Genomic DNA, 11939 nt, shown 5'->3' with positions numbered 1-11939 from the left:
AATAATGGTAAATTCGGAGAGCTCCATAAGATGTTTTTAAATTCTGCGAAGAAGCTTGATATAGATCTCCGAATACATACTAATCTGGAGTACAATCGTTCTTTTTGGGGCAAGAAGCAGGATATACATGAACCTGATTTTGTTCTTTTTTGGGATAAGGATTTGTTGCTTGCCAAGTCTCTTGAGAACATGAGGATTCCAGTCTACAATTGTAGTGAATCCATAATGAATTGTGATGACAAGGGCAGAACATTTATCTGTCTAAGAGATAAGCACATCAAGACACCCAAGACGATTGTGGCACCTATGACATATGACAATATCGGTTATAACGATATTGTGTCCATAGGAAAAATGGTCCGAGAGAGTGGAATTACTTATCCGCTTATTGTCAAGGAGTCTCAAGGGTCATTTGGAGAACAGGTATATCTTATAAATGACGAAATGAGTCTTGAGAAAAAAATTGCTGAGATATCTCCCAAACCTTTTGTTGTCCAGGAGTTTATCGCAAATAGTTTGGGGCGCGATATCAGGTTGCAAGTCGTGGGTGATAGAGTTGTGGCATCCATGCTTAGAATATCTGAAAATGATTTTCGAGCCAATATAACCGCCGGGGGAAAGATGCAGGCATATGATCCGGACGAAGAGGCAAGAAAGCTGGCAGTTGCGGCATGCAAGGCAACCGGTTGTTTGTTTGCCGGAGTTGATTTGCTCTTTGCTGAGGAAGGCTATACTGTGTGCGAAGTGAATTCTAATGCTCATTTCAAAAATTTGTATGACTGCACAGGAGTCGATGTTTCCCTTCTTATCTTGGAAGAGATTTTGCGAAGAATAGGCAAGTGAAGGTAGGTGTCCCACGAAAATATGAATAAGAAAGCACTACTTATCTATGATGAAGAGGGGAGAAAAGTCAATAAAGATTATATAGAGATGCACCGTGAAAAAGGCCAAAAGTACGGAGTGGATATCCAGCTTGTTATGGCTGATGAGGTTCGAGAATACGGAGAATTTTCCTGTATAGACTTTGCTTTTGTTCGCACGAGAGATTATAGGCTAACTAAGTTCCTTGAAAAAAATGGTGTGAGTTGCTATAATAATAGCATGGTATCTGAGATAAGCAATGACAAGTTTAAGACTTATCAGTATATAAAAGAAAACACAGGGGTACCGGTTGTTGAGAGTGATTTTTATGAAAATATTCAGTTGTCGGAATCGCTCATAGAAAAGAACAACGGAAAAGTCATAAAGTCTGTTGATGGACATGGCGGCAAAAATGTATTTTTGATAGGTCCAGATGATTATTCTTTGATTAAAGATGGCATCGGAACAAGTGATTTTATTATCCAACCACTGATAAATGCCAAGAGGGATCTTCGCGTATATATAATTGGCGAGAGAATTGTAGCAGGTGTTTGCCGCGAGGCGACCAAGGGTTTTAAATCCAACTATTCTCTTGGGGGAAAGGTTTCGAAAGTACCGGTCTCCGGAGAAGTTGAGGGATATATAAGGCAGATAATGGAGCATATGACTTTTGGAATGGTTGGAATTGATTTTTTGCTAGGAGAAAGCGGGGTTTATCTCGGAGAGATTGAAGATGTTGTGGGGGCGCGGATGCTTTATAAGTGCGCGAAAGACATTGACATTCTCGACGAATATTTTCAATATGTCATCGACAAATGATGGCACAGGAGCTGTAGATGTTGTAGAGCTATTTACAAAGGAGATTATTTATGAAAAGTGATATTGAGATTGCAAGAGAAAGCGAGTTGTTGCCAATCACTGAGGTGGCTGCACAACTTGGTATAGAAGCTGATCAGCTTGAGCAGTATGGTAAGTATAAGGCAAAATTATCAAATGAACTAATCAACTCCTATGCAGAAAAGAAAGATGGTAAGTTGATCCTTGTTACCGCCATTAATCCTACCCCGGCAGGCGAGGGAAAGACAACTACTACAATAGGACTTGCGGATGCGCTCAAGAGGATTGGCAAGAAGTCAATCGTTGCAATACGTGAGCCGTCCCTTGGACCATGTTTCGGAATCAAAGGAGGAGCTGCAGGTGGCGGTTATGCACAGGTTGTACCTATGGATGATTTGAATCTTCACTTTACTGGAGACTTTCATGCCATAACTTCTGCAAATAACCTTTTGGCTGCGATGCTTGACAATCACATTCAGCAGGGAAATGCTCTGCGAATTGATACAAAGCAGATTGTATGGAAACGCTGCGAAGATATGAATGATAGAGTCCTCAGAAATATTACAGTTGGTCTGGGAAGAAAAGCAGACGGAGTAACTCGTGAGGATCACTTTATTATAACGGTTGCTTCTGAGATAATGGCTATTTTCTGTCTTGCAAAGGATATGGCAGATCTCAAGGATAGACTCGGCAAGATTATTGTGGCATACAATTATGATGGTGAGCCGGTTACAGCCAAGGAGTTAAATGCGGTTGGGGCCATGGCAGCACTGTTAAAAGATGCAATTAAGCCAAATATGATTCAGACATTGGAGCATACACCGGCGATCGTTCACGGCGGACCATTTGCCAATATCGCTCATGGATGTAATAGTATCAGAGCAACAAAAACTGCTTTAAAGATGGCAGATTACTGTATTACTGAGGCAGGATTTGGCGCAGATCTTGGGGCTGAGAAGTTCTTCGATATCAAGTGTCGACTCAGCGGATTGAAGCCGGATGGAGTTGTTCTTGTGGCTACAGTTCGTGCTCTAAAGTATAACGGTGGAGTTGCCAAGGATGACCTTGGAACAGAGAATCTGGATGCACTTGCCAAGGGAATAGTTAATCTTGAAAAGCATATTGAAAATGTAGGAAAGTACGGCGTGCCATGTATCGTAGTCCTTAATAGATTTGTCAGCGACACTGAGGCAGAGCTTGAATATGTCAAGAAATTCTGTGAGGATCGAGGTTGCGAGTTTGCTCTTTCTGAGAGTTGGGGCAAAGGTTCTGAAGGTGGAGTTGAGATGGCCAATAAAGTTGTTGCAATGCTTGAGAACAAAAAAGCTGATTTCAAATTCCTTTATGAATCAGACATGCCACTTCGCGAGAAGATTGAGACAATTTCCAAGGAAATATACGGCGCAACGGATGTTGTATTTGACAAATCTGTGGAGATGCAGCTTGACAAACTAGGAAAGCTTGGATTTGGAAATATGCCGGTTTGTATGGCCAAAAATCAGTATTCATTATCTGATGATCCGACTTTGCTTGGTCGTCCAAAAGACTTTACTATTCACATCAGAGAAGTATATGTAAGTGCCGGAGCTGGATTTGTTGTAGCAATCACCGGAAATATCATGACTATGCCTGGACTTCCTAAGGTTCCAGCGGCAGAGGGAATTGATGTAGACGATAATGGAAATATCACAGGATTATTCTAAAAAAATGATGAAAGGGTATAGCCTATATGGTTATACCCTTTTTCGGAATCGCATGTCGCTGGTCTTACTCCCTGCGGTCGTAAGACATCAATTATAAATACTAGCTTGTTTTGCTAATTCACTTTCTATATATTCACTTCCGTATTTCTCATTAAGCGTTGGATCGTCGGAGAAAAGATTGGTTCCGATTCCAAGCCTTGAGCCATCCCACTTGGCACCAAGAGCAGCCATCGTAGTTGGGAAGATATCGAATGTATTGAAGTTTCTGTTAGGCAGTCGGTCTGAGTGTACTTTCAGTTCTTTGCTTGGATTGATGAAGCAATTATATACACATCTCTTGACGCTGCCGTCATATCTGTCAGATATATAAATATTATCCATAGTAGGATGGTCTCCAACGAGAACAACTGTGGTATTCTCGTAGAAGTCTTGATCCTTAAGCCAATCGAGAAACTTGGCAACTTGCTTTGAGCTACATGACAGAACATTTTCATAGTTATTCTCGTGCTCGTTTCCGCAGAGTTCGCATTTATATCCACCGATATGATGGGTGTCTACAGTCAAGAGAGTCAAGTTAAATGGTTCGTCTTTTTCAGCCAATCTATATAACTCCTCTTTTGCAAATTTGAAGAGTTTCTGGTCCTCAAATCCCCACCATTTGTAATATTTTGGAGGAAGTTTGCCATCATTAACAGCTGATTTGTAATCAAAAATCTTGTAATTTCCATGTGACTCATAGAACATTTTTCTTCCACCGAATGCTAGGTCTGAACCAACGATGATCTCTTGGTTGTATCCATTCTCTGCCAAAATATCACCAATTGCAGTGAACTTTGGAAGAAACTCTCCATCCTTGAAGCGCTTTGATTTTAATGGAAGAGTGAGTGGTAAACCGGTTGACTGTGTAAACATTGCACCGGTTGTCCAAGTGCTGCCAAGAGATACTGAAGCGCCACCGAGCCTATCAGTATTGGAAAAATGTATATTTTCTCTGGCCAGCTGATATAACTCAGGGATAAGTTCTTCGTTCATAGCTCCGCCGTGTGCCTTAGATGCATAAGTTGATTCCATGGATTCGAGATAAATGTAGATAAGATTTCTCTTTTCTTCCGGAAGTGAGATATTTGCCTTCTTGGGATCAACATAATTGTTGGCAAGAAAATCTGATTTTTGCAACTGACCTGCAATATAAGATGGAATCTTCATAACCTTCCCAAATTTGCAAATAGCATATGCGAGACAAGTCATGGCAAAAGTAATAAATGAGCATAGCACTGCGGTGGATTCTTTGATCTTTTTAAATCCATTTATGATAACTGCTATGAGAAGTAATGCCGGAATGAAGATTACATAAGCCCACTTTGCATACTTAAAGTAATCCTTGAACATGCTGTTGCTGGTTCCCTTCATAGGTACTTTCAAGTGGAATACGATTTCTTCCATAGTAAGTCCGTTGAAAGATTTGACTAGGAATCCTGAAATTGTATATATCAAGAATGCTGCCAGCATGATTGGAAAAAATAAAAAAACAAGTATCTTGTGTTTCTTTTTCATATTAAAGCCTCCCGTAATATTTTTCGTCACTATATAATTTTACAGTAAAAAGAAGGGTGTGGCAACATGTTTTGAGAAAAAAATTGATTTAAGTCCTAACCATATTATCTGAATTGCTAGTTGGCTGTCTTGATGCGTAAGTTTACCTTGTATCAATTTCTATAATATGTTAGAATGAGAAAAAACAAAGGGAGATAATACGTTATGAAGAAAAATGATAAAACCAATGTGATGAGAGTGCTCGATAGCAAGAAGATTTCATATGAATTCTATACATATGAGGCAGACCCTTCGCTCAGTGGCGAGGAAATTGCAACTATTCTAGGTGAGGATACTTCCCGTGTGTTCAAAACTCTTGTCACAGAGGGGAAAAGCAAGCAAAACTATGTATTTGTCATACCTGTGAATAAGGAATTAGATCTGAAAAAGGCGGCAAAAGCGGCTGGAGAAAAGTCAATCAATATGATCAAACAGAAAGACCTGCTTGGCTTGACGGGATATGTCCACGGTGGATGTTCACCAATAGGTATGAAGAAAAATTTTCCGACATTTATTCACGAGTCTGCAAGTGGATTTGACAAGATATTTGTAAGCGCCGGAAAAGTAGGATATCAAATACAAATAGGAATAAATGACTTGTCTAATATATGTAAGATTAAGATGGCGGATTTGACGACAGATTAAGTTTCAAGAAAATTATGCTTGACAAGTTAATTGAAATTTTATATAATCTTTAGTGGATTTTGATTATTTTAGATTAGGAATCAGCGAAGTAATACAGAATATTGATTCCGCATAAAGGGGTATTACACAATCAAAATTTATTGAATTTTTTCCAAAAAGTATGAAGAAAGTATTTGTATTAAGGATTATCTTTACTGTGGTTATATTTATCATGGTTTGTTAAGGTGCGCTTTTTTCGGGGCGTTTTCCAAAATCAGAACATTTAAAAAAATAATGATTCCAATTATTGGGGATCTTTATTATATAGTAACAAAGGAAGTTTACAATTATTCTGAATTAAGATGAAGAGGTAATTAGGTATGAATACTAAGATTGGAAAAGAAATAGTAAAAGTTGTTTGTATCGTATTGGGAGCGCTGCTCTTGGTAAATACAAGTTTTAATGCTTTTGCGAGTAGCACATATGAAAAAGATTATACAATTGGGAATATTTTGACTGATTATAATCTTTTTGCCAAGGAAAAGATAGTTGCTGAGGACCATATAGTAGGTGCAGTGGCTTGCGGAGGAGAAGGAAGCTTATCTGTATTCGGTAACGGTGCAACAGAAAATAGCTACTGTAAAGAGTTGACAAAAGGTTATTATACCGACGAGAGTTGGCTTGGCAGTGGATATAAAGATAAGGTTCTATTGACAGGAGAACCATCATATATTGATTTTGATACTGCTTTTGCTTCTTTGAACGCTGAATCTGCGCAGTGGGCAAAAAGTGGATATACTGTAACTGAAGATGACCTAAAGGATGCCGTTGAGGCTTATCCAGCATGTAAAACACTTGTGCTTGATTTTTCTAAGCACGATAGTTTTATCATTCCGAATAGCATATATGAAAAGTGTAAATACATATCTATCATGAATCTTGATATAGATAGTATTGAAGACAAGAGAAGCGTAATAAGTTTTCCAGATGAGCCGGAAGTAAAGCTTTCGTTCAGCTATACATGGTCCGGAAATACTGAAAATATCAAGGGTGTCCTATATAATAGTTTAAATATTGGTAAAACATTTAATAATGATAATTCACTCAAGAATCTCATGGATTCTACAAATGAACAAGGTGCTCAGTTAAATCAGACAGGTATGAAGCTTGTTTGGAATATGCCTAATGCAAACAATGTATATGTAGTTGATGATACTGCAGGGCATGTTGTGGCACCAAATGCTGAATTTGCCAGTACCGGTATATTTGAAGGTGGAGTTATCGCAAAGAATATTAATACAAAGTGTGAGGGACACTATTATTCATATAATAAAGTTGGAACTGTAGAGACTGCCGCTCCAACTGTGGCCCCAACAGCAACTGCAACTGCAACTGCAACGGTAGCGCCGACAGCTACGGCAACAGCTAAGGCAACTGCAACAGCAACTGTAGCGCCGACAGCGACTGCGACTGCTAAGGCAACTGCAACTGCAACGGTAGCACCAACAGCTACAGCGACAACAGTGGCAACGGTAGCTCCAACGAAGGAGGTAACAGCTGCCCCAACTGCGGTAGCAACAGCGGTAGCGACAAAGGCTCCAACGGTAGCTCCTACAAAAGTGGCAACAGAGGCTCCGACAGTAGCACCAACAGCGGTAGCGACAGAGGTGGCGACAGTAGCACCAACAAAGGTGGTAACAGCTGCCCCAACAGTAGCGCCTACAGAGGTAGCAACAGCTGCTCCAACAGTAGCCCCAACTGCGGTAGCAACAGCGGTAGCGACAGTAGCACCAACAAAGGCGGTAACAGCTGCTCCAACAGTAGCGCCAACAGAGGTAGCAACAGAGGCTCCGACAGTAGCACCAACAGCAGAAGCGACAGAGGTGGCGACAGTAGCACCAACAAAGGCGGTAACAGCTGCTCCAACAGTAGCGCCAACAGCAGAAGCGACAGAGGTGGCGACAGTAGCACCAACAAAGGTGGTAACAGCTGCTCCAACTGTAGCGCCAACAGAGGTAGCAACAGAGGCTCCAACAGTAGCGCCTACGGCAGAAGCAACAGAAACTGCTCAAGCTATTGAAACTGAGATGCCTGTATCCAAGAGCGAGGTAACGGCAGCACCTACAAGTGATGTTGTTGATACAAATAATAAAGATAATAATAATACCAACACTGTAGTTGAAGATGCTAAAACTCAGAAGGTATCTAATGAGACATCATCAACAGATGGTGACAGTTATGATTCGGATTCTGAATCCGATGATGATAGCGATGGGACAAGTGCTTCCAATGGAGCATCAAAAAGTAAGAAGAACAACAAGAAAACTACGAAGTATCATGTTAATGATAACAACAGAAGTGGAAGTGTTGCACAGACAGGAGACAAGTTCCCAATTGAACTTGTGATATTTGCAATTGTTTTCTCTGTTGTCATGATAGTTGCACTCATAGTAATTAAGAAAAAAGCTTAAATTTGTTTAATCGATATATTTTTTACACGACAGCAGGTTTTGATGACCTGCTGTCAATTTTTTGTGGAATCGCATATTGCTGGTCTTACTCCCATGGTCGTAAGACAATTTCTTGAGGCTTCGGGGAGTGGAATACGGATGAAAAGATGATTTTAAAGAAAATTTCTTGGCAGGCTGCTCTAGAATTTTACATGCAATATCGATTTTTCCTTATTGCATGTAATTTTTTGGCGGGCTTCTCTGGATTTTTACATGCAATACGCATTTTTCTCTATTGCATGTAATTTCTTGGCGGAATTCTCCTGGATTTTACATGCAATATCGATTTTTCTCTATTGCATGTAATCCCTACAAAAATCCCCGACAAATTTTACATGCAATACGCGATTTTCCCTATAGAATGTAATTTCTTTGTGGTCTTCTCAGAAATTTTACATGCAATACACGTTTTTCCCTATTGCATGTAATTCCGTCGGAATTCCCCGACAAATTTTACATGCAATACACGTTTTTCTCTATTGCGTGTAATTTCTTGGTGGACTTCTGGAATCCGTATTTGTAGGAAGAATTCTTGAGGCTGTGAAGAGTGGAATACGGATGAAAAGTCGTTTTTTAGGAAAACATCCGTATATGAGGTCTTACTCCCTTCAGTCGTAAGACATTATTTTAGTAAATAATGTTGCATTAAATGTCGATATAACATTGTAATGCTTTGGTAGTTTGAAGGCAGGAGGTAAGGTATGAATAAAGGTAATAAAACAGAATTATTTACAGTAGAACTATCAGGAAGAATTGATAGTTCCAATGCAGCAAAGGTAGAAAAAGAATTGATTGCATCATGTGAAGAACATTTGAGTGAAGATATTACTGTAGATGCTTCAAATTTAGAGTATATTTCCAGTGCTGGTCTTAGAGTATTGATGAAACTTCGAAAAAAAGTTGAAGGAACTGTAACTATAAACGAAGTATCTCCCGAGGTATATGATATATTTAAGACAACGGGCTTTACAGAGCTTTTTGATATCAAGAAGAGAATGCGTGAGATTTCAGTGGAGGGGTGCGAGGTTATAGGAGAAGGTGGAAATGGTATTGTCTATAGAAAGGACGATGAAACCATAGTAAAGATGTACTATGGCGACAGAAATGGTCTCGAAAAGATAAATCGAAACAGAGAAATATCAAAGAATGTATTTTTGAAGGGGATTCCTACGGCAATAGCATTTGATACAGTTAAGATAGGTGAAAACTATGGTGTTGTATATGAGATGATTAAAGCAAAGTCTATGATGCAGGAGATGTCAGAGCATCCTAAAAACCTAGATCAATATGCCAATATGATTGTGGATACACTTATAAAACTCCATAATACAGAATTGAATCCTGGTGATTTACAAGATGCTAGAGATAATGTTCGGAAAGATATAAGGGATATAGAAGAGTGTGGGCTTCTGACAGATGCGGAAAGAGATAGATTATTTAAGTTGGTTGATGACATTCCGGCACGAAATACTTTTATTCATCAGGACTTCCACCCAGGTAATATGATGATGCTTGACGGTGAAATTGTGTTGATTGATGTGGAAGATTCCGGAATGGGGCATCCGGTGCTTGATTTGTCATCGATGTATATAGTTTATGTCACAGCAGCCAAATCAGGATGGACTAAGAAGGATATGGGATTAGGTGCTAAGGAGTTTGGTTATGTTTGGGATATTATCTTGAGAAAATATTTTAATACCAATGATGCGAATGAGATAAAAGAAATCAATCGAATACTCAGGGGATATTCACAAATAAAGTATATTAGAGGCGTGGCAACATCACCACGAGTGCCAAATTTTCTTAGAAAAGTTGTGGTAAAACAAGCCAAAAAGAAGCTTTTTAATGTGATTGACACCTTGCATCCGATACCATAAACAGGGGGCTGGGCAAAAAATAGAAATTTTTCTGATTTTTTTCAAAAAAATGCTTGACTTTTATTCGGATATACTGTATAGTATTATTTGTTGAGTGCAAAAAAGCAATTAACCTGGTCCGTTGGTCAAGCGGCTAAGACGCTGCCCTCTCACGGCAGAAACAGGGGTTCGATTCCCCTACGGACTATTTCATCACAAGTTATTACGAAAGAGTGGATCGTAAGGTCCACTCTTTGTTTTACATTTATTCACTAATGAAAGGAATAAGGTTTAATGGCAAATAGCAAGTTATATGAGGCGAAAGCCGAAGAGATAGTTATGCCTATTATTGACGAACTCGGCTTTGAGTTTGTGGATGTAGAGTTTCTCAAAGAAGATGGTGCTTGGAGATTGCGTTATTACATTGACAAGGAGGGCGGTATTGGAATAGAAGACCTGACTGTTGTCAATCGCAAGTTGAGCGAGATTATGGATGAGAACGACTTTATAGAAGAGGCTTATGTATTGGAAGTAAGTTCTCCCGGGTTGTTTAGAGTGTTTAGGAAGCTAAAGGACTACCAGAGAAATTTGGGTAATGACATTGATATCAAACTATTTGCTCCTATGACTATTGTCCAAGATGGCAAAGAAGTTAAGTCCAAGGAGTTTGTAGGAATCTTGAAGGGATTTGATTTCCCTGACGAGAAGGACGTTAAGTCTGGTGTTATTAAAGTGTCATTTGATAGTGATGACGAATATGAGATTGCTGTAAAGGATATAGCAAAGATTTGTCGATATATAGAGTTTTAATATTTGTCGATATATATTTTGTAATTGTTTCAAAGTCGAAGAAAATGGAGGATAATCGAAATGGCTAAGAGCAAGAAAAAGACTAATCAGGGAAATTTGGAGTTGATCGAGGCGTTGCATCAGATTGAGAAGGAAAAAGATATCAGTAAGGATATTCTTATTGGTGCTATTAATAATTCTCTTATGCAGGCTTGTAAGGATCAGTTTGGAAAATCTGATAATGTAAGAGTTACTTTGGATGAGGAAACTGGAGAATTCCATGTTTATCTTGACAAGGAAGTTGTTGAGGAAGTTGAAGACGATACATTGCAGATGTCAATTGTTGAGGCTGAAGCAAAGTATGATGTCAAAGAACTCGGAGCGATTGTTAGCGTTGAAGTTACTCCGAAGAATTTTGGAAGAATTGCTGCACAGAAAGCTAAGCAGACAGTTGTTCAGACTATTCGCGAAGAGGAGAGAAAAGTGCTCCTTGATCAGTATTCGACAAAAGAAAAAGATATCGTAACAGGTACTATCCAGAGATATTCTGGTGGAACATATATGGTTAACATCGGTAAAATCGATACCATTCTCACTGCGGCTGAGCAGGTTCCTACGGAGAGATTTAGAGCTCATGAGAAGGTTAAGGTTTATATTACTGAGGTTAAGGAGACTTCAAGAGGTCCTAGAATCACTATCAGTAGAACTCATCCGGGATTGGTTAGAAGACTTTTCGAGATGGAAGTTGCCGAAATCCAGGATGGTGTTGTTGAAATCATGAACGTATCAAGAGAGCCTGGTTCAAGATCTAAGATTGCTGTATATAGTTCAGACGAAAATGTTGATGCAGTAGGAGCTTGTGTAGGAGTTAATGGCGTTAGAGTTAATAGCGTAGTAGAAGAACTTCGCGGTGAGAAGATTGATATTATCGAGTGGAGTGAAGATCCGGTTGTATTTATCGAGCATGCCCTTAGTCCTTCTCGTGTTGTATCAGTTGAAGTAAATGTTGAGGAGAAGACAGCAAATGTTGTTGTTCCTGATTATCAGTTGTCACTTGCAATTGGTAAAGAGGGTCAGAATGCACGACTTGCAGCTAAGCTCACAGGTTACAAGATTGATATTAAGAGTGAGACACAGCTTCTTGACCTTATATAATAAGAATGAGG

Annotated in this window: 9 protein-coding genes and 1 tRNA gene; 9 read left to right on the top strand and 1 reads right to left on the bottom strand. The window is 39.3% G+C overall.

The features are described 5' to 3' along the window. Positions 1-30: 30 nt before the first annotated feature. Genes L877_RS0109350 through L877_RS0109340 form a run of 3 tightly spaced genes read left to right on the top strand, consistent with a single transcriptional unit; the run spans position 31 to position 3401 of the window. Complete coding sequence (locus L877_RS0109350) at positions 31-843, top strand: RimK family alpha-L-glutamate ligase (protein WP_084554844.1); 813 nt, start codon at positions 31-33, stop codon at positions 841-843. A 21-nt stretch (positions 844-864) separates the two neighbouring features. Then, entirely contained in the window at positions 865-1680 is an 816-nt protein-coding gene (locus L877_RS0109345; protein WP_026835840.1) for an ATP-grasp domain-containing protein, read from the top strand. A gap of 50 nt (positions 1681-1730) precedes the next feature. Beyond that, on the top strand, positions 1731-3401 hold the full coding sequence (locus L877_RS0109340) for a formate--tetrahydrofolate ligase (protein ID WP_026835839.1): 1671 nt from the start codon (positions 1731-1733) through the stop codon (positions 3399-3401). Between the two features lie 87 nt (positions 3402-3488). On the opposite strand, the gene L877_RS12885 is transcribed toward L877_RS0109340, so the two are convergent. Further along, the gene (locus tag L877_RS12885) at positions 3489-4955 is read right to left on the bottom strand and encodes an LTA synthase family protein (RefSeq protein ID WP_051437790.1); all 1467 of its coding nucleotides are present in this window, start codon (positions 4953-4955) and stop codon (positions 3489-3491) included. Positions 4956-5159: 204 nt separating this feature from the next. On the opposite strand from L877_RS12885, the gene ybaK reads away from it, so the two are divergent. The 6 genes from ybaK to nusA all read left to right on the top strand — a co-directional run bounded on the left by ybaK (position 5160) and on the right by nusA (position 11928). Then, positions 5160-5639, top strand: coding sequence for a Cys-tRNA(Pro) deacylase (gene ybaK, locus L877_RS0109330; RefSeq protein ID WP_026835838.1), 480 nt, complete (start codon positions 5160-5162; stop codon positions 5637-5639). 359 nt (positions 5640-5998) lie between these two features. Then, the gene (locus L877_RS13630) at positions 5999-8089 is read left to right on the top strand and encodes a hypothetical protein (RefSeq protein WP_051437789.1); all 2091 of its coding nucleotides are present in this window, start codon (positions 5999-6001) and stop codon (positions 8087-8089) included. 740 nt (positions 8090-8829) lie between these two features. Beyond that, on the top strand, positions 8830-10005 hold the full coding sequence (locus L877_RS0109320) for an anti-sigma factor antagonist (RefSeq protein WP_026835837.1): 1176 nt from the start codon (positions 8830-8832) through the stop codon (positions 10003-10005). Between the two features lie 115 nt (positions 10006-10120). Further along, positions 10121-10192 (top strand) — tRNA-Glu (locus tag L877_RS0109315). 86 nt (positions 10193-10278) lie between these two features. Further along, positions 10279-10794 carry a ribosome maturation factor RimP gene (locus L877_RS12875; RefSeq protein ID WP_051437788.1) on the top strand — a complete coding sequence of 172 codons (516 nt, stop codon included), beginning with the start codon at positions 10279-10281 and terminating at the stop codon, positions 10792-10794. A gap of 60 nt (positions 10795-10854) precedes the next feature. Then, positions 10855-11928: a transcription termination factor NusA gene (gene nusA, locus L877_RS12870; protein ID WP_034785515.1), complete on the top strand. Its 1074-nt coding sequence runs from the start codon at positions 10855-10857 to the stop codon at positions 11926-11928. The last annotated feature ends 11 nt before the right edge of the window (positions 11929-11939 follow it).

Origin of the sequence: Eubacterium xylanophilum ATCC 35991 (genome assembly GCF_000518685.1) — a bacterium.
In the GTDB taxonomy this organism is placed as follows: domain Bacteria; phylum Bacillota; class Clostridia; order Lachnospirales; family Lachnospiraceae; genus Eubacterium_F; species Eubacterium_F xylanophilum.
The sequence above is the reverse complement of the archived record's forward strand: the minus strand, read 5'-3'. Positions and strand labels throughout refer to the sequence as shown.

Coding starts and splice junctions, on each gene's coding strand:
- L877_RS13630 (WP_051437789.1), top strand. CDS start 5,999: ATGAATACTAAGATTGGAAAAGAAATAGTAAAAGTTGTTTGTATCGTA.
- L877_RS0109340 (WP_026835839.1), top strand. CDS start 1,731: ATGAAAAGTGATATTGAGATTGCAAGAGAAAGCGAGTTGTTGCCAATC.
- L877_RS12875 (WP_051437788.1), top strand. CDS start 10,279: ATGGCAAATAGCAAGTTATATGAGGCGAAAGCCGAAGAGATAGTTATG.
- ybaK (WP_026835838.1), top strand. CDS start 5,160: ATGAAGAAAAATGATAAAACCAATGTGATGAGAGTGCTCGATAGCAAG.
- L877_RS0109320 (WP_026835837.1), top strand. CDS start 8,830: ATGAATAAAGGTAATAAAACAGAATTATTTACAGTAGAACTATCAGGA.
- L877_RS12885 (WP_051437790.1), bottom strand. CDS start 4,955: ATGAAAAAGAAACACAAGATACTTGTTTTTTTATTTTTTCCAATCATG.
- nusA (WP_034785515.1), top strand. CDS start 10,855: ATGGCTAAGAGCAAGAAAAAGACTAATCAGGGAAATTTGGAGTTGATC.
- L877_RS0109350 (WP_084554844.1), top strand. CDS start 31: ATGTTTTTAAATTCTGCGAAGAAGCTTGATATAGATCTCCGAATACAT.
- L877_RS0109345 (WP_026835840.1), top strand. CDS start 865: ATGAATAAGAAAGCACTACTTATCTATGATGAAGAGGGGAGAAAAGTC.